This is a genomic window from Saccharopolyspora mangrovi (assembly GCF_035320975.1).
Lineage (GTDB): Bacteria > Actinomycetota > Actinomycetes > Mycobacteriales > Pseudonocardiaceae > Saccharopolyspora > Saccharopolyspora mangrovi.
The window spans coordinates 139,990-157,168 of the sequence record NZ_JAWLNX010000005.1 but is presented as its reverse complement, the minus strand read 5'-3'; the positions used below and the strand labels follow the sequence as shown (position 1 = coordinate 157,168).

Here is a 17,179-nt window from a genome sequence, read left to right as displayed (position 1 = left end):
AGCGCGAGGTCGGACCAACCGCTCCTGCTCGCGCTCGTGAAATCGGGCGTCGGCGGGAGCGGTTCTTGCTTCGACGTGCAGAATGACGCCGTGGTCGACACCGATGAATCACTGCGCAAGTGGATGGTCAACACCGCGGAGCAGCACGGCGCCGCGGTCATGCACGTGGCCGGGGACGACAGCGGCCCTGCCTACGCCTTCTCGGTGGGTGCGTGGCGCCGCTTCGGCAAGCCCGAGGTCGTGGTGATCGGGCTCCCGCAGGAGGTCGCGCACTCGGTGGTCAACACCTACGTGCAGCGCTCCGGGCAGGGCGAGCGCTTCCAGCCCGGGCAGCTCTACGAGGGCTTCCTGCAGGGCTGCCCGGTGACCTTCGAGAAGATCGCGCTGCAGCACTACCCGGAGTACCTCGGCTCGGCGTTCCTGGTCTACAACGGGCCGGACTTCCCGGCGCTGCAGCTCATCGCCTCCAGCCCGGACGACGCCAAGTTCCCCTGGCAGCCCGACGCCCCCGGCGGCTTCCGCGAGTACCAGCCGGTCCTCACCGACTCCGGCCTCCCCGAGTCCTGGACCCCCGGAGTCGACGGCCCCTGACCTCGGACGCCCCCGCACCTCGAGGCCGGGCGCGCCGGGAATTCGAATTTCGCGCGAAATTCGACTGGGAACTTCGGGACTCGAACTTCGCGCGAAATTCGAATGCCCCACCCTCCTGGGTGACGGGGAGGGCGTGTCGGGTGTGGCTCCTGGGGCGGGGTTCGTTAGGGTTCGAACGAGTGTTCTTGGTGGCTTCGGCTTGGTGGGTGGCGTCGTGCGCGTGTTGGGAGTCGACCCGGGGCTGACCCGCTGCGGGCTCGGCGTGGTCGACGGCGGCAAGGGGCGCACCGTGGCCTGCGTGGCCGTGGGGGTGGCGCGCAGTCCGCAGGAGGACGAGCTCGCCTCCCGGCTGATGGCCGTGTCCACCGAGGTCGAGCGCTGGATGGACGTCCACCAGCCGCAGGTCGTGGCCATCGAGCGGGTGTTCAGCCAGCACAACGTGCGCACCGTGATGGGCACCGCCCAGGTCTCCGGCGTGGTCGCGCTCGCGGCCGCGCGCCGCGGCCTGCCGGTCGTCTTCCACACGCCGAGCGAGGTCAAGGCCGCCATCAGCGGCTCCGGCCGCGCCGACAAGAAGCAGGTCACCACGATGATCACCAAGATCCTCGGGCTGGCCGAAGCGCCGAAACCGGCCGACGCCGCCGACGCGCTGGCCCTGGCCGTCTGCCACCTGTGGCGGGCGCCGATGATGGACCGGCTGGCGCAGGCCGAGGCGCGGGCCGCCGAACTCGCGCGCAACCACCGCGCCAAGCTCAAGGCCGCCCAGCAGAAGCAGGCCACCCCCAGGACAGGAGGCAAGACGCGATGATCTCCACGGTGCGCGGACCGGTGTTGTCGATCGGCCTCGACCACGCCGTCGTCGAGGTCGGCGGCGTCGGCATGGCGGTGCACGCCACCCCGGCCACGCTGGCCGGGCTGCGCCGCGGCGAGGAGACCCGGCTGTGGACCTCGCTGATCGTGCGCGAGGACTCGCTGACCCTCTACGGATTCGCCGACGCCGAGGCCCGCGACCTGTTCGGCCTGCTGCAGACCGCCTCCGGCGTCGGCCCCCGGCTCGCCCTGGCCACGCTCGCGGTGCTCTCGCCGGACCAGCTGTGCACGGCCCTGGCCGACGGCAACCTCACGGTGCTCACCCAGGTCCCGGGCATCGGCAAGAAGAGCGCCGAGCGGCTGATCCTCGAGCTGCGCGACAAGGTCGGCGTCGTCGCGGGCACCACGATCGAGCCGACGGCCACCGTCGATCGGGGCCGCGTCCGCAGCGAGGTCTCCGAGGCGCTGGTCGGCCTGGGCTTCTCCGCCAAGCAGGCCGACCAGAGCGTCGAAGCCGTGCTGGCCAACGGCGGCGGCGACCTGGACACCTCGGCGGTGCTGCGCAAGGCCCTGGCCATCCTCGGGCCCAAGTGAGGTAGCCGATGTACGAGGAAGAGGACTGGTCGTCGGTGCCGGCGGACTCCGTCTCGCTGGCGCCGCACGAAGACGAGGGCGACAGCGACGTCGAGATGACGCTGCGCCCGCGCAAGCTCAGCGAGTTCGTCGGCCAGGCGCGCGTGCGCGAACAGCTCGAACTCGTGCTGCACGGCGCCCTGCGGCGCGGTGATCAACCCGATCACGTGCTGTTCTCCGGTCCGCCCGGGCTGGGCAAGACGAGCTTGTCGATGATCATCGCGGCCGAGCTGGGCTCGGCCATCCGCGTCACCTCCGGGCCCGCGCTGGAGAAGCCTGGCGACCTGGCGGCGATGCTGTCCAACCTCACCGAGGGCGACGTGCTGTTCATCGACGAGATCCACCGCATCGCCCGCCCGGCCGAGGAGATGCTGTACCTGGCGATGGAGGACTTCCGCGTCGACATCGTCGTCGGCAAGGGCCCGGGTGCCACCAGCATCCCGCTGGAGCTCGCGCCGTTCACGCTGGTCGGGGCCACGACCAGGTCAGGAGCGCTGACCGGGCCGCTGCGCGACCGCTTCGGCTTCACCGCGCACATGGAGTTCTACACGCCCGACGAACTCGATCAGGTGGTTCGCCGCTCGGCCGGGATCCTCGGGGTCGACCTGCGCGACGACGGCGCGGCCGAGATCGCGGCCCGATCCCGCGGCACGCCGCGCATCGCCAACCGGCTGCTTCGCCGGGTTCGCGACTACGCCGAGGTCCGCGCCGACGGAGCGGTGACCCGCGAGGTCGCCCGGGCCGCGCTGCAGGTCTACGACGTCGACGAGATGGGCCTGGACCGGCTGGACCGGGCGGTGCTGCGGGCGCTGATCAAGTCCTTCCACGGCGGGCCGGTGGGCATCTCCACGTTGGCCGTCGCGGTGGGCGAGGAACCCAGTACGGTGGAGGAGGTGTGCGAGCCGTACCTGGTCAGAGCCGGGATGCTGGCCCGCACGCCCCGAGGTCGGGTGGCCACCGCTGCCGCCTGGTTCCACCTGGGCATGACGCCACCTGCGAACGCCCCCGGCGATGGACCGCCATCGCTCTTCGCGGAGTGACCAAATGGTGACAATCCGCCGTTACGGTGGCGGCGGACCAGCCGAATGCCACGCGTCAACCTGGCACTTTCGTTGACCTGGCAGACTGGGGCTTAGAACATCCGAACAAACCGGGCGCGGACTGCGTGGTTGGTCCTGTCGTGCGCCCGCTGAACGGAGCATGATGCAACTCCAATCCCTGATCCTGCCGCTGTTGATCGTCCTGCTGGCGGTGCCGCTGTTCCTGCAGGCCCGCAAGCAGAAGCGCGCGATGGCCGAGCAGCAGAAGCTGCAGAACTCGATCACCGCCGGCGACCGGGTGATGACGACCTCGGGTGTCTTCGGCACGGTCGTGTCGACCAGCGACGACACCATCGACATCGAGATCGCCCCGGGCACGACCACCACCTGGGTGCGTCAGGCGGTCCGCGAGAAGGTCAACACCGAGGCCGCCGAGGCCCCGGCTGTGGAGGCCCCCGCCGAGGAGACCGCGGCCGAGGAGACCAAGGTCGAGGACAAGACCGAGGCCACCGAGTCGGCCGAGAAGCAGAAGACCAGCTGACGCAGCTGGGTCGACCCCGACGACGGCGCCGCAGGCGGCCCGCCGGGGGACCGCATGCCGTCACCGCGACGCGGGCACCGGGGCCGAACCGCTCCGGTCCCGCGTCGCTGCGTTTCGGCCACCCCACGTAGTCGTGGCCCGTCCCGGGCCTGCGAGACTGGATTGCCGTACGTGGCAGGCGGTGGTGGCGAAGATCGCCACAAGATCGCATCGATCGGCGGAACGCGGTACAACCGGCGGTACGTTGTCGAGGGCGAAACCGCTCGCCGCTCGCCGCTCGCGCTCTCGGCCTCGGCCGGGTCGCGCATCCGAACAGACCCTGAACAGGAGACCGACGCACCGTGGCACCTCCGGCCGGGCAGCTGCGCCCAGGGCGTTATCTCGCGATCTTCGCGCTGATCGTGGTGGCGCTGTACGCACTGGTGTTCTTCACCGGTGATGGCAAGCCCAACCCGAAACTGGGAATCGACCTGCAGGGAGGAACGCGCGTCACGCTGACCGCGCGCACCCCGGACGGGCAGCCTCCCAGCAAGGAATCGCTCGACCAGGCGCGGCAGATCATCGAGACCCGGGTCAACGGCATGGGCATCGGTGGTTCCGAGGTCGCCCTGGACGGCTCGAACCTGGTCATCACGGTGCCCGGTGAGGGCGGCGAGCAGGCCAAGCAGCTGGGCCAGACCGCGGAGCTGAACTTCCGCAAGGTCGTCCAGCAGCTCCCCGCCACGCAGCCCCCGGCGCCGACGACGCCGCAGCAGGCGCAGCCGCCGGGCGATGCGCAGCAGGCGATCGAGGCCGCGAAGGCGACCCGCCAGAGCAACGACCCGAACGTGCTGATGCAGGCCGCCCAGGCGCTGGACTGCAAGGCCGAGGACCCGCTGCGCGGCAACGACGACCCGAGCCTGCCGCTGGTCGCCTGCGACCGGGAGGGCACCGCGAAGTACGTCCTCGAGCCGGTGTTCCTCGAAGGCAAGGAGATCGCCGACTCGATGGCCCAGCCGCCGAACCCGCAGGCCGGGCAGCAGGGCTGGACGGTCAACCTGAACTTCAAGTCGGTCGGCGCCAAGACCTGGGCGGACTTCACCTCGGCCAACGTCGGCCAACAAGCCGCGTTCGTGCTGGACGGCGAGGTCGTTTCCGCGCCCTCGATCAACGAGCCGCTGCTGGGCGGCAACGCCAGCATCAGCGGCCAGTTCAACCAGCAGTCCGCCACGGACCTGGCCAACATCCTCAAGTACGGTTCGCTGCCGCTGGCCTTCGACCAGTCCGAGGCCGAGACGGTCTCGGCGACCCTGGGCGTGGCCTCGCTGGAGGCGGGTCTGATCGCAGGCGGCATCGGTCTGCTGCTGGTGGGCCTGTACTGCCTGGCCTACTACCGGGTGCTGGGCCTCCTGACGATCCTGTCGCTGGTCCTGTCCGGCGGCGTGGTCTACGGCGTGCTGGTGCTGCTCGGGCGGTGGATCGGCTTCACCCTCGACCTCGCCGGTGTCGCCGGGTTCATCGTCGCCATCGGCATCACCGCCGACTCGTTCATCGTGTTCTTCGAGAGGCTCAAGGACGAGATCCGCGAGGGCCGCACCTTCCGCTCGTCGGTGCCCCGGGCGTGGGTCCGGGCGCGGCGCACGATCCTGTCGGCCGACGCGGTCAGCTTCCTGGCAGCCGCGGTGCTCTACGTGCTGGCCGTCGGCCAGGTGAAGGGCTTCGCGTTCACCCTCGGCATGTCCACCGTGCTCGACCTCGTGGTGGTCTTCCTGGTCACCCACCCGCTGGTGGCGATGGCCTCGAAGAACAAGTTCCTGTCCAAGCCGTCGGTCTCCGGGCTGGGCGCCGTGCAGCGCATCGGCAACCGGAACCGCGCCGCGCGCAAGGCCGCCGCGACCACCTCCAAGGAGGCGTGAAGGTGACGACTCCTGCCACCGAAGGGGCCCAGAAGCGCGAGAGCGTCTTCCACCGGCTCTACACCGGTACTGGTGCCTTCGACATCATCGGCAAGCGTTCCCGCTGGTACATCGCGCTCGGTCTGCTGGTGCTGGTGTGCATCGGCGCGATCGGGTTCAAGGGGTTCAACCTCGGCATCGACTTCGAGGGCGGCACCAAGATCTCCATGCCCGCGGTCGGCGCGCAGGGCCCGATCGAGACCGACCAGGTGCAGTCCGCCTTCAGCGAGGCGATCGGGCACCCGGCCGAGACGGTCCAGGTCGTGGGTGCCGGTGCGAACCAGAGCATCCAGATCAGGTCCTCGTCGCTGACCGTGGACCAGGTCCTCGAGGCCAAGCAGCAGATCTTCACCGAGACCCAGCCGCTGGACGCCACCGGCAAGCCCAGCCAGCAGGTGATCAGCGACAGCGCGGTCTCCGGCACCTGGGGCGAGGAGATCACCACCCAGGCGCTGATCGCGCTGGCGGTGTTCCTGGTGCTGGTGACGATCTTCCTGGCGTTCTACTTCGAGAAGTGGATGGCGGTGGCGGCGCTGATCGCGCTGCTGCACGACGTCGTGGTCACCGCGGGCATCTACTCGCTGGTGGGCTTCGAGGTCACGCCGAGCACCGTGATCGGTCTGCTGACGATCCTCGGCTTCTCGCTGTACGACACCGTGGTGGTCTTCGACAAGGTCAAGGAGAACACCCGGGGTCTGCTGAGCATGACCCGACGCACCTACCCGGAGGCGGCGAACCTGGCGGTCAACCAGACGCTGATGCGCTCGATCAACACCTCGATCATCGCGCTGCTGCCGGTGCTCGGCCTGCTCGTGGTCGGTGCCGGTCTGCTGGGCGTCGGCGTGCTGCGCGACCTGGCGCTGGTGCAGCTGGTCGGCATGATCGCCGGTGTCGTCTCGTCGATCTACCTGGCGACGCCGCTGCTGGTGGACTTCAAGATGCGCGAGTCGAAGTACCGCTCGCACGCCAAGAAGGTCGAGCAGCGCCGCGCCAGGGCCGCCGCCCGCGAGGCCGGCGAGGAGGTCCCGGAGGAGCCCAAGAGCCCGGTCCCCGCCGGTGCCACGCGCCAGCAGCCCGCGGCGCGCCCGGCCGGCAAGGCCGCGCGTCCGAGCGGGAAGCGACGTCGTTGATGGCTCCTGGAATCGAAGTCACCGACGGCGACGACCTCGCGCTCAAGGATTCGATCCGGCTGATCCGGGAAGTCCCGGACTTCCCGGAGCCGGGCGTGCTGTTCCGCGACATCAGCCCGATGCTGGCCGACCCGGCAGCGCTGCGGGCGATCACCGATGCGCTGGGCCGGGGCCTGGAGTTCGACGTCGTCGCCGGCGTGGAGGCCCGCGGCTTCCTGCTCGGCGCCGCCGTCGCCCAGGCCTTCGGCACCGGCGTGATCGGCCTGCGCAAGCCCGGCAAGCTCCCCGAGGTCGCCGACCGGATCTCCTACGAACTCGAGTACGGCCGCGCGACCCTGGAGCTGCCGGCCGACACGCTGCGCACCGGTCAGCGCGTCCTCGTCGTGGACGACGTGCTGGCCACCGGCGGCACCCTCGGCGCGGCGTGCCGGCTGATCCGCCAGGCGGGTGCCGAGGTCACCACGGCCACCGTGGTGATGGAGCTGACGGCCCTGGAGGGCCGCGACAAGATCGTCGGCGAGCACGTCCGAGCCCTGCTGCGGTCCTGACAACCAGCAGCGTCACAACGATCGGTGATCGGTTCGGCCGAACTTCCAAGGTCATCTCGACCGCATGAGGTGACCGCTGGGCGTATCAACGACCACACTAGGGATGGGTCGATGACCCGTCGGCGTTATTCTCAGTGTCCGGGTCCCCCGGACCTGGGACTAAGCAACGCCTGAGCCCGGGAGCGTGCGGTGAGCCACCACGTTGATTCTCCTTCGGCAACCGATCCGGTTGCCGAGCCGCGTGCGACCTCGGCCACGCGCCGAGTGCGCGCCAGACTGGCCAGGAGGATCACCGCCCAGCGCGCCGCCCAGGTCAAGCAGGTCCTGGAGCCGTTGGCCGCGGTCCACCGCGAACTGCACCCGCAGGCCGATCTGACGCTGCTGCAGCGTGCCTACGACGTCGCCGAGGAGAAGCACCGCAGCCAGAAGCGCAAGTCGGGCGACCCCTACATCACGCACCCGCTGGCGGTGGCCACGATCCTGGCCGAGCTGGGCATGGACACCACCACGCTGGTCGCCGGGCTGCTGCACGACACCGTCGAGGACACCGACTACTCACTGGAGCGGCTGGGCTCCGACTTCGGCGACGAGGTGGCCCACCTGGTCGACGGCGTCACCAAGCTGGACAAGGTCAAGCTGGGCGCGGCGGCCGAGGCCGAGACCATCCGCAAGATGATCATCGCGATGGCCCGCGACCCCCGGGTGCTGGTGATCAAGCTGTCGGACCGGCTGCACAACATGCGCACCATGCGCTTCCTGCCGCCGGAGAAGCAGGCCCGCAAGGCCCGCGAGACCCTCGAGGTGCTCGCACCGCTGGCGCACCGGCTCGGGATGGCCACGATCAAGTGGGAGCTGGAGGATCTGGCCTTCGCCATCCTGCAGCCCAAGAAGTACGACGAGATCGTGCGCCTGGTCGCCAACCGCGCGCCGTCCCGCGACACCTACCTGCGCACGGTGATCGACGAGCTGTCCACGCAGCTCGACGCCGCCCGGCTGGCCGCCAAGGTCGAGGGCAGGCCGAAGCACTACTACTCGATCCACCAGAAGATGATCGTGCGGGGTCGCGACTTCGACGACATCCACGACCTGGTGGGCGTGCGGATCCTGGTCGACGAGATCCGCGACTGCTACGCCGCGATGGGCGTGGTGCACGCCCTCTGGCAGCCGATGCCCGGCCGCTTCAAGGACTACATCGCCCAGCCGCGCTTCGGCGTCTACCAGTCGCTGCACACCACGGTCATCGGCCCGGAGGGCAAGCCCCTCGAGGTGCAGATCCGCACCCACGAGATGCACCGCACCGCCGAGTACGGCATCGCCGCGCACTGGCGGTACAAGGAGACCAAGGGCCGCAACAGCGGCGGCGGCGTCGAGGTCGACGAGATGGCCTGGATGCGCCAGCTGCTGGACTGGCAGCGGGAGGCGGCCGACCCGGGCGAGTTCCTGGAGTCGCTGCGCTACGACCTGGCCACCCGCGAGATCTTCGTGTTCACGCCCAAGGGCGACGTGATCACGCTGCCGTCCGGTTCGACTCCGGTGGACTTCGCCTACGCCGTGCACACCGAGGTCGGGCACCGCTGCATCGGCGCGCGGGTCAACGGCCGGCTGGTGGCGCTCGAGCGCAAGCTGGAGAACGGCGAGGTCGTCGAGATCTTCACCTCCAAGGCGGAGGGGTCCGGGCCGAGCCGCGACTGGCTGTCGTTCGTCGCCTCGCCGCGCGCGAAGGCCAAGATCAAGCAGTGGTTCGCCAAGGAACGCCGCGAAGAGGCCATCGAGTCCGGCAAGGAACTGATCACCAAGGAGATCCGCCGGCTCGGCCTGCCGGTGCAGCGGCTGGTCTCCGCGGAGGCGCTGGGCGCGGTGGCCCGCGAGCTGCACTACGTCGACGTCACCGCCCTGTACGCGGCGGTGGGGGAGAAGCAGCTCTCCGCGCAGCACCTGGTGCAGCAGCTGGTGCAGCACATCGGCGGGCCGGAGCAGGCCGCCGACCAGATCGCCGAGCGCTCGACCCCGTCCACCTTGGAGGGCGGCGGGAAGCGGCGCAGCAGCGGCGATTCCGGTGTGGTCGTCAAGGACGCCGGGGACGTGTGGGCCAAGCTCGCCCGCTGCTGCACGCCGGTCCCAGGCGACGAGATCCTCGGTTTCGTCACCCGCGGCGGCTGGGTCAGCGTGCACCGCACCGACTGCACCAACGCCGACGACCTGCGCAAGACCCCGGAGCGCCTGGTGGAGGTGCACTGGGCCCCGTCGTCGTCCTCGGTGTTCCTGGTCGCCATCCAGGTCGAGGCCCTCGACCGGCACCGCCTGCTCTCCGACGTCACCAAGGTCCTCGCCGACGAGCGGGTCAACATCCTCTCCGCCTCGGTGACCACGTCCAAGGACCGGGTCGCGGTCAGCCGCTTCTCCTTCGAGATGGGCGACCCCAAGCACCTCGGCCACGTCCTCAAGGCCGTCCGCAACATCGAAGGCGTCTACGACGTCTACCGAGTCACCTCCGCCACCTGACCAGGTCCACCCACCCCCGCCCTCGCTCCCGTCCCACCCGGATTACTCCGGTTTTCGGGGTCCTGATTACTGCGGTATTCCGTCTCCGGGTCGGGAGGGGCCGGGGAGGGGACGGATTACTCCGGTTTTCGGGGTTCCGATTACTGCGGAATTCCGTCTTCGGATCGGGAGTGGCTGGGGGAGGGACGGATTACTGCCGTAATCGGGGTTCGGATTACTGGAGCAATCCGGTCGCGGCAGCGAAGAGGGGCACCGTTCCGGGTGGAACGGTGCCCCTGATCGCGTGGGTCAGGTCCGGGTCAGGCCTGGACGTTGACCTTGTTGAAGGTGACCTGCTTCTTGGGGTGGCCGCCGCCTGCGGAGGAGTCGAAGGCGCCGTCGTGGCCCGCGCGGGCGACGTCGTCGATGACCTTCAGGCCCTCCGGCGAGATCGTGCCGAAGACCGTGTAGTCCGGCGAGAGCTGGGCGTCGCCGAAGACCATGAAGAACTGGCTGCCGTTGGTGTTCGGGCCCGAGTTCGCCATCGCCAGGTAGCCGCGACCGTACTTCAGCTCCGGGAACGTTTCGTCGTCGAAGGCGTAGCCGGGACCGCCGGAGCCCTGCCCGGTCGGGTCGCCGCACTGCAGCATCTGCAGGCCGTCGGTGCTGATCCGGTGGCAGTTGGTGCCGTCGTAGAACGACTGCTTGGCCAGGTTGACGAAGCTGTTGACGGTGCACGGGGCCAGCGAGCGGTCCAGGGTCAGCGGGATGTTGCCCTGGTTGGTCTCGATGGTGGCCTGCACGGTGCCCTTCGACGACACCTCGCCGTTGGCCGGCGGCTGCACCGGCTTGCTCGCCTGCCCGTCCGGCCGGTAGGTGCACGAGACGGGGTCGGCCAGCGGGGCCGGGCGCGCGGGCGGTGGTGCCAGCTCGGTCGGGATGTTGACCTGCGGCTGCGGCGGCTGCTGAGCCGCGGGCTCGCTGCCGCTGCGGCTGAAGTAGAAGACACCGATCACGATCGCGATGACCACGACGATCGTCGCGCCGATGGTGATCACCCGGCGTCGCTTGGCCTGTTCCGCACGGCGCTGCATCTGGCGTTCGAGCTTCCGTTTGGCCGCCTGGCGACGCTGCTCGTTGCTGGGCACTTGCTCCCCTCCCCGCACTCCATGATCTGATGTTGTGCGGCGAGTTTATGAGGTGCCCCGAGACCGCTTCCTGAGAGCCCGCACCGGTGTGCGCAGGCCGATCGACGGCGGACGATAACCTGGGGACGCCAATCCTCGACGAAAGGCCCTTCTGACGTGCTTGTCCTCGGGTTCCCGGTAGGACCGCTGCAGGCGAACTGCTACGTGCTCGCGCGCGGCGAGGGCGAACCCTGCGTGATCGTCGATCCGGGTCAGGACGCCGTCGAGCCGCTGACCGAGCAGCTGGTCAAGCACCGGCTCACGCCCGCCGCCGTGCTGCTCACGCACGGGCACTTCGACCACGTGCTCTCGGCCGCGGCGATCTGCGCCGAGCACGACGTGCCCGCCCACATCCACCCCGACGACCGGTTCATGCTCGCCGACCCGGGCGCCGCGCTCGGCCCCGCGGGCCGCCAGCTGTTCGGCGACGGCATCGCGGGCGAAGAACCGGCCGAGGTCCGCGAGATCGCCGACGGCGACGTGCTGGAACTGGCGGGGCTGAGCTTCGACGTCACCCACACCCCGGGCCATACCGGCGGATCGGTGCTGTTCGGCGTCGGCACCGAGGAGGGCGGACGGCTGCTGCTGTCCGGCGACACCCTCTTCGCCGGCGCCATCGGGCGCACCGATCTGCCCGGCGGCGACCACGGCCGGATGCTCGAGTCGCTGAGCAACCAGGTGCTGCCGCTGGACGACGAGACCGTCGTGCTGCCGGGCCACGGACCCACCACCACCATCGGGCGCGAGCGCGCGGGCAACCCGTTCCTGCAGGAACTGCGCGCTTCCGACGCCCACTGACGAGGACGAGTCGCACACCTGATGAGCACGTTCAACGCCCCCAAGGGCATCCCGGAGTACTTCCCGCCGGACTCGGCGGGCTTCCTCGCGGTCCGCGAGACCCTGTCCGACGCGGCGCGTCGCGCCGGCTACGGCTACGTCGAGCTGCCGCTGTTCGAGGACACCTCGCTGTTCGCGCGCGGTGTCGGCGAGTCGACCGACGTGGTCAGCAAGGAGATGTACACCTTCGCCGACCGCGGCGGGCGTTCGGTGACGCTGCGCCCGGAGGGCACGGCCGGCGTGATGCGCTCGGTCATCGAGAACGGCCTCGACCGCGGCCAGTTGCCGGTGAAGCTCTACTACAGCGGCGCGTTCTTCCGCTACGAGCGCCCGCAGGCGGGCCGCTACCGCCAGCTGCAGCAGGTCGGCGTCGAGGCCATCGGCGTGGACGACCCGGCGCTGGACGCCGAGGTCATCGCCATCGCCGACGAGGGCTACCGGCGGCTGGGGCTGACCGGGCACCGCATCGAGCTGACCTCGCTGGGCGATGCCGCCTGCCGCCCGGCCTACCGCGCGAAGCTGCAGGAGTTCCTGCGCGGGCTGCCGCTGGACGAGGACACCCAGCGCCGCGCTGAGCTCAACCCGCTGCGGGTGCTCGACGACAAGCGCCCCGAGGTCCGCGAGCTGGTCGCCGACGCGCCGCTGATGGTCGACCACCTCTCGGCCGAGGCCAAGGAGCACTACGAGGCCGTCAAGGCGCACCTGGTGGACCTGGGCGTGGCGTTCGTGGAGAACCCGCGGCTGGTGCGCGGCCTCGACTACTACACCAAGACGACCTTCGAGTTCGTCCACGACGGGCTCGGCGCGCAGTCCGGCATCGGCGGCGGTGGCCGCTACGACGGGCTGATGGCCGAGCTGGGCGGCCAGGAGCTGTCGGGCATCGGCTTCGGCCTCGGCGTGGACCGCACCCTGCTGGCCTGCCAGGCCGAGGGCCTGCCGGTCGGCGACCCGGCCCGCTGCGACGTCTACTGCGTGCCGATGGGCGAGACCGCCAAGCGCAAGCTGGTCGCCGCCGCCGGTGGGCTGCGGGCGCACGGGGTTCGCGTCGACCTCGCCTACGGCGGCAAGGGCCTCAAGGGCGCGATGAAGGCCGCCGACCGCTCCGGCGCCCGGTTCGCGCTGGTCCTGGGCGAGCGCGACCTGGAGTCGGGCAGCGCGCAGCTCAAGGAGCTGGCCACCGGCGAGCAGCGCGAGGTGTCGCTGGAGTCGCTGGTCGACGACGTGCGCGCGGCGGTCGCGGAGAGCCGATGAGCGAAGCCGAGGCGGTGCCGCTGGATCTGCTGGATCGGCGCACCGTGCGGGTCCGGGCCCGCAACGTGGCGATCGCGGCGGTCATCGTGGCCGCCGCGTTCGGCGGTGTCGTCAGCCTCTTCGCCGGTCCGGTCGGGTTCGTCACGACGCTGGTGATCGTCGCCGTGCCGCTGCTGCTGCTGGCCTGGACCGAGTCCCGCAAGACCATCACGCTGCGCGGGAACGAGGTCGTGGCCCGCGCCTTGGGCAGCCGGGTGGTCGACGTGCACCGGGCGACGCGGCTGGAGCTGTTCGTCACCGACCTGCGCGGCGCCCGCACCATCAACGTCCTCATCGGTGGTGCGCCCAAGGGCAAGGCGATCAGCGTCTCGCTGGCCATGTACGCCGGTACCGGTGGCCGCGAGCTGAGCATCTACGCGCTGCGGCGCCTCGCCGACGCCCTCGCCGGCAACGAGGACACCCGCGGCCTGGTGCTCTCCCAGCTCATCGTCGCCCAGCTCCGCGCGGAAGCCCGCGGCGAGGCGCCGCCGAACCGCCCGCTCTACCAGATCGCGTCCCTCGCGCCCCAGGGCCGCATGGCCCAGCGCCTCCAACCGGAAGCCGTCGCCAAGTTCGTCGCCGCCCTCTGACCCCAGGGGGATTCGAATTTCGCGCGAAATTCGACCGGCCCGCCCCCGGCGCGGAATGTGCGCGAGAATTGGAGACCACACACGGGTGTTTTTTATTTGGGGCGCTACCTGCCAGGTCCCGGGCCCGGCCTCGAATTTCGCGCGAAATTCGAATCCCTCACTCGGCGGGGTGACGTTCAAGCTCGGTTGAGGGCCGTGATGAGGAGCTGGGCCGTCTGGTCGAGCTGGGCGGTGGTCTTGGTGAGGGTTTCCAGGTCGGGTTCGAAGGCGCGCAGGTCGCAGGCCAGCTGGACGACCTGCTCGTGCAGGGCTCGCAGCTGGAGGTTCGTCGGCCCCAGGTCCTGGGTGCTGTCGGCGAGTTCCCGCAGGGCGTCCCGGGTCTCGCCGAGGGTGTCGGCGAGCGGGCCGAGCTGCTCCAGCGCGACCACCAGGCGGGGCAGGGCGTGGATCGCGGCGAGGACGGCCGTCGCCTCGCGGAGCACCGCTCCGCCGAGGAACGTCAGGCCGCCGAGCAGGCGGCCGGGGACGCTCAGGACGCTGCCGAACGCGGGTAACGGCGTGGACATGTCCGCCAGTCTGCTGCAGGTCGGGCGTGCCGCGCAGCCCTACCTGCCACCTGGTTTACCCGGACGTCGCCGCCTTTTCGCCCGTTCGGCACCGCCGTCGCCGGACCGTTCGGCCGGTTCCTGAACGGCCACCAGCGCCGCGATGGCCGTCGTGATGGGCACGGCCGCGACCAGGCCGACGCTGCCGACGAGGGTGCGCACGACCTCCTGCGCCACGGCCTGCGAGCTGACGATCTGGCCGAAGGTCCGACCCGACAGGGTGTAGGCCAGCAGCATCGGCAGCGCCGCGCCCGCGTAGGCCAGCACCAGGGTGTTGACGGCGGAGGACACGTGGTCGCGTCCGATGCGCAGACCGGCTCCGTAGAGCTGCCGCCAGGACAGCGTCGGGTTCGCCGCCCGCAGCTCCCACACCGCGCTGGTCTGGGTGACGGTGACGTCGTCGAGGACGCCGAGCGCGCCGATGACGATCCCGGCCAGCAGCAGCCCGCGCGCGTCGATGGGCGCGCCCAGCGCACCCATCAGGCTGGAGGTGTTCTCGTCGAGCCCGGTCAGGCTGGTGGCGGCGGAGAACGCGCTGCTGAGCAGCCCGATCAGGGCCAGGCTCAGCAGGGTGCCGAGCACGGCGGTGGAGGTCCGCGCGGAGAACCCGTGCGTGAGGTACAGGACGATGAACATGATCAGTCCCGCGCCGACGACCGCGACCAGCAGCGGGTCCTCCCCGGCGAGGATCGCGGGCAGCACGAAGCCGACCAGCATCACCAGGCTCAGCCCGAGCCCGACCAACGCGGCCAGTCCTTGCCAGCGGCCGAGCACGAGCACGGCGGCGGCGAACACCAGCGCCAGCACCGTCAGCGGCGTGCCGCGCTGGAAGTCCACGACCTGGAACGACGTGGGCTCGTCGGGGTTGTCCCCGGCGTAGGAGAGCACGACCTGGTCGCCGACGGCGAAGCGCGGCGTGCCCGGATCGGTGGGCATGACCTGCTCGATGGTCTGGTTCGGCCGCGGCCCGTCCTGCATCTTCACGGCGAGCTGGACGCAGCCCTGACCGGTCTCGCCTTCGTTGCACGAGGTCGCTCCGGCGGAGACGACCTCGCCGTTGACCGGGTACTGGCCGAAGCCGAGGTCGGCGCCGGTCTTCTGGTGGTGCCCCCACGGGTAGAGCACGAGGACCCCGACGATCGCGGCGAGCGCGAACGGGATCAGCAGGGCCGCCAGCAGGCGCTTGACCTGCTTCGACGCCGGAGTCGCTGGTCCGTGACCGTGCCCGTGGCCGTGCCCGGCGGGTTCGTCGCGACGCCGGTGCGAGCGCGGTTCCTCCGGCGATTCCGGCGTCGGGGCGGGCTGCGGGCGCGGTGGCCGGGTGCGCTGCGGTTCCGGCCGCTGCGGCGGCCCCTGCCGGGGCGGTGGGTTCTCGCGGGGAGTCTGGTTGTCCCCGGGCTGGGGTGGCCGGCGGCCGGGCTGCTGCGGAGGCGGCGGTTGCCACGCGCCCTGTCCCGGCTGCCGATGGCGAGGCCGACGTCCGGGAATCTCGGGTGGCTCGGTCACCCGAGCATTATGCGGGTCGCTCCTGCGGCGTCCGGGACCCCGTCAGCTCAGGCTCGCGCGTCGTAGGCGTCCCGCGAGGCCAGCACGTCGTCCACGTGCGCCTCGGACCACCGGGCGAGTCCGGAGACCAGACGCGCGGCCTGCTCACCCAGCTCGGTCAACGAGTAGTCCACGCGAGGGGGGATCACCGGGTGGGCCTCGCGGTGCACGAAACCGTCCCGTTCGAGCGTCTGCAGCGTCTGGGCCAGCATCTTCTCGCTGACCCCGCCGATGGTCCGGCGCAGTTCGCTGAACCGGCGGCCGTCATCCAGCAGTGCGGCGAGGACGAGCACACCCCAGCGACTCGTGATGTGCTCGAGAACGCTGCGCGAGGGGCAGGTGGCCGCATTCACATCGGGTCGCTCGGTGGTGGTGACCTGGTTGCTTACCGGCATGCCACTACCTTACTTCAAAGTGGGTACTAACCAGGAGTTAGTGGCGTAGCTACGGTCGGTCCGAAGCGGTTCGCAATCGGCTGGAGGGCAGAGAAGATGAGCATCGTCGTCACCGGGGCCACCGGGAAGCTGGGGTTGCTGGTCGTGGAGGGCCTGCTGCGAAAGGTGCCCGCGGACGAGGTCGCCGCGGTGGTCCGGGACGCGGCCAAGGCCGCTCCGCTGGCGGCGCGCGGCGTGGAGCTGCGCATCGCCGACTACGACACGCCGGACACCTTCAGCGAGGCGTTCAACGACGGAGACGTGGTCCTGCTGGTCTCCAGCCCCGATGCGGGCAGGCGGGTCCCGCAGCACCGCGCGGTGATCGACGCGGCGAAGGAAGCGGGAGTGGCCCGGCTGGTCTACACGGGCGTGCTCGGCGGCCCGGAGGCGAACTTCGCGCTCGCCGAGGACCACAAGGGCACCGAGCAGGCCATCCTCGACTCCGGCCTGCCCTGGACATTCCTGCGCAACGGCTGGTACAGCGAGAACTACACCGAGCAGATCCCCACCCAGCTCGAGCACGGCGTGGTCGGCAGCGCCGGCGACGGCAAGATCGGCTCGGCGGCGCGCGAGGACTACGCCGAGGCCGCGGTCGCGGTCCTGACCGAGCCGGGGCACGAGAACCGCAGCTACGAGCTCAGCGGTGATCAGGCCTGGACGCTGCCGGAGTACGCGGAGGAGCTCTCCCGCCAGTCCGGCACCGAGGTCAGCTACACCGACGTCCCGCCGGACACCCTCAAGGGGATCCTCACCGGCGCGGGAGTCCCGGAGGCCTTCGCCGACATCCTCGTCGACGTGGACACCTCGGCGATCGCCCAGGGCCTCCTCGAGGGCGGCAGCGGCGACCTCGCCCGCCTCATCGGCCGTCCCACGACACCGATCGCCCGGTCGATCTCGGCCGCGCTGGAGCGGTGAGCCCGCGGTGGGGGCCGCCCCGCCGCCCGCGGGGGGCCCCCCCGCGGGGCGCGGTGGGGCGTGGGGGG

General features: G+C 70.7%; 17 protein-coding genes. 13 read left to right on the top strand and 4 right to left on the bottom strand.

The window, feature by feature from the left end:
* Positions 1-123 precede the first annotated feature (123 nt).
* From R4I43_RS09475 to R4I43_RS09435, 9 genes are all read left to right on the top strand, one after another.
* Complete coding sequence (locus R4I43_RS09475; protein WP_324265334.1) at positions 124-591, top strand: DUF4262 domain-containing protein; 468 nt, start codon at positions 124-126, stop codon at positions 589-591.
* Positions 592-805: 214 nt separating this feature from the next.
* Positions 806-1,399: a crossover junction endodeoxyribonuclease RuvC gene (gene ruvC / locus R4I43_RS09470; protein WP_324265190.1), complete on the top strand. Its 594-nt coding sequence runs from the start codon at positions 806-808 to the stop codon at positions 1,397-1,399.
* Positions 1,396-1,995, top strand: a complete 600-nt coding sequence (gene ruvA / locus R4I43_RS09465) for a Holliday junction branch migration protein RuvA (RefSeq protein WP_324265189.1) — start codon at positions 1,396-1,398, stop codon at positions 1,993-1,995. Before ruvC ends, ruvA begins: the two co-directional genes overlap by 4 nt.
* Before the next feature lie 8 nt (positions 1,996-2,003).
* Positions 2,004-3,074, top strand: coding sequence for a Holliday junction branch migration DNA helicase RuvB (ruvB, locus tag R4I43_RS09460; protein ID WP_324265188.1), 1,071 nt, complete (start codon positions 2,004-2,006; stop codon positions 3,072-3,074).
* 163 nt (positions 3,075-3,237) lie between these two features.
* The gene (gene yajC, locus R4I43_RS09455; RefSeq protein ID WP_324265187.1) at positions 3,238-3,615 is read left to right on the top strand and encodes a preprotein translocase subunit YajC; all 378 of its coding nucleotides are present in this window, start codon (positions 3,238-3,240) and stop codon (positions 3,613-3,615) included.
* 341 nt (positions 3,616-3,956) lie between these two features.
* Positions 3,957-5,510, top strand: coding sequence for a protein translocase subunit SecD (secD, locus tag R4I43_RS09450; RefSeq protein ID WP_324265186.1), 1,554 nt, complete (start codon positions 3,957-3,959; stop codon positions 5,508-5,510).
* Entirely contained in the window at positions 5,507-6,679 is a 1,173-nt protein-coding gene (gene secF, locus R4I43_RS09445; RefSeq protein WP_324265185.1) for a protein translocase subunit SecF, read from the top strand. Before secD ends, secF begins: the two co-directional genes overlap by 4 nt.
* A complete protein-coding gene (locus tag R4I43_RS09440; RefSeq protein ID WP_324265184.1) occupies positions 6,679-7,227 on the top strand; it encodes an adenine phosphoribosyltransferase in 549 nt (182 codons plus the stop codon). The genes secF and R4I43_RS09440 overlap by 1 nt, the downstream gene beginning before the upstream one ends.
* A gap of 189 nt (positions 7,228-7,416) precedes the next feature.
* A complete protein-coding gene (locus tag R4I43_RS09435; protein WP_324265183.1) occupies positions 7,417-9,729 on the top strand; it encodes a RelA/SpoT family protein in 2,313 nt (770 codons plus the stop codon).
* 299 nt (positions 9,730-10,028) lie between these two features.
* Here the strand turns inward: R4I43_RS09435 and R4I43_RS09430 are convergent, their stop codons facing one another.
* Complete coding sequence (locus R4I43_RS09430) at positions 10,029-10,856, bottom strand: peptidylprolyl isomerase (RefSeq protein ID WP_324265182.1); 828 nt, start codon at positions 10,854-10,856, stop codon at positions 10,029-10,031.
* A gap of 156 nt (positions 10,857-11,012) precedes the next feature.
* Between R4I43_RS09430 and R4I43_RS09425 the strand changes: the two genes are divergently transcribed.
* The 3 genes from R4I43_RS09425 to R4I43_RS09415 are packed head-to-tail and all read left to right on the top strand — an operon-like array spanning position 11,013 to position 13,612.
* Entirely contained in the window at positions 11,013-11,693 is a 681-nt protein-coding gene (locus R4I43_RS09425; RefSeq protein WP_324265181.1) for an MBL fold metallo-hydrolase, read from the top strand.
* A gap of 21 nt (positions 11,694-11,714) precedes the next feature.
* Positions 11,715-12,983, top strand: a complete 1,269-nt coding sequence (gene hisS / locus R4I43_RS09420; protein ID WP_324265180.1) for a histidine--tRNA ligase — start codon at positions 11,715-11,717, stop codon at positions 12,981-12,983.
* Positions 12,980-13,612, top strand: coding sequence for a hypothetical protein (locus R4I43_RS09415; RefSeq protein WP_324265179.1), 633 nt, complete (start codon positions 12,980-12,982; stop codon positions 13,610-13,612). The genes hisS and R4I43_RS09415 overlap by 4 nt, the downstream gene beginning before the upstream one ends.
* A gap of 176 nt (positions 13,613-13,788) precedes the next feature.
* Here R4I43_RS09415 and R4I43_RS09410 read toward each other — a convergent pair whose 3' ends face one another.
* Genes R4I43_RS09410 through R4I43_RS09400 form a run of 3 tightly spaced genes read right to left on the bottom strand, consistent with a single transcriptional unit; the run spans position 13,789 to position 16,157 of the window.
* Positions 13,789-14,178: a hypothetical protein gene (locus tag R4I43_RS09410; RefSeq protein WP_324265178.1), complete on the bottom strand. Its 390-nt coding sequence runs from the start codon at positions 14,176-14,178 to the stop codon at positions 13,789-13,791.
* A gap of 39 nt (positions 14,179-14,217) precedes the next feature.
* Positions 14,218-15,723, bottom strand: coding sequence for a YibE/F family protein (locus R4I43_RS09405; protein WP_324265177.1), 1,506 nt, complete (start codon positions 15,721-15,723; stop codon positions 14,218-14,220).
* 47 nt (positions 15,724-15,770) lie between these two features.
* Positions 15,771-16,157 (bottom strand): winged helix-turn-helix transcriptional regulator, encoded by a 387-nt coding sequence (locus R4I43_RS09400; protein WP_324265176.1) that lies wholly within the window; start codon positions 16,155-16,157, stop codon positions 15,771-15,773.
* Between the two features lie 96 nt (positions 16,158-16,253).
* Here R4I43_RS09400 and R4I43_RS09395 point away from each other — a divergent pair, with 96 nt between their 5' ends.
* The gene (locus R4I43_RS09395; RefSeq protein WP_324265175.1) at positions 16,254-17,111 is read left to right on the top strand and encodes an SDR family oxidoreductase; all 858 of its coding nucleotides are present in this window, start codon (positions 16,254-16,256) and stop codon (positions 17,109-17,111) included.
* Positions 17,112-17,179: the final 68 nt, after the last annotated feature.

Bases quoted from the DNA above. Each gene is read 5' to 3' on its own strand.
- R4I43_RS09475 (WP_324265334.1), top strand. From the start codon at position 124: ATGGTCAACACCGCGGAGCAGCACGGCGCCGCGGTCATGCACGTGGCC.
- ruvA (WP_324265189.1), top strand. From the start codon at position 1,396: ATGATCTCCACGGTGCGCGGACCGGTGTTGTCGATCGGCCTCGACCAC.
- ruvB (WP_324265188.1), top strand. From the start codon at position 2,004: ATGTACGAGGAAGAGGACTGGTCGTCGGTGCCGGCGGACTCCGTCTCG.
- yajC (WP_324265187.1), top strand. From the start codon at position 3,238: ATGCAACTCCAATCCCTGATCCTGCCGCTGTTGATCGTCCTGCTGGCG.
- R4I43_RS09440 (WP_324265184.1), top strand. From the start codon at position 6,679: ATGGCTCCTGGAATCGAAGTCACCGACGGCGACGACCTCGCGCTCAAG.
- hisS (WP_324265180.1), top strand. From the start codon at position 11,715: ATGAGCACGTTCAACGCCCCCAAGGGCATCCCGGAGTACTTCCCGCCG.
- R4I43_RS09415 (WP_324265179.1), top strand. From the start codon at position 12,980: ATGAGCGAAGCCGAGGCGGTGCCGCTGGATCTGCTGGATCGGCGCACC.
- R4I43_RS09410 (WP_324265178.1), bottom strand. From the start codon at position 14,178: ATGTCCACGCCGTTACCCGCGTTCGGCAGCGTCCTGAGCGTCCCCGGC.
- R4I43_RS09400 (WP_324265176.1), bottom strand. From the start codon at position 16,157: ATGCCGGTAAGCAACCAGGTCACCACCACCGAGCGACCCGATGTGAAT.
- R4I43_RS09395 (WP_324265175.1), top strand. From the start codon at position 16,254: ATGAGCATCGTCGTCACCGGGGCCACCGGGAAGCTGGGGTTGCTGGTC.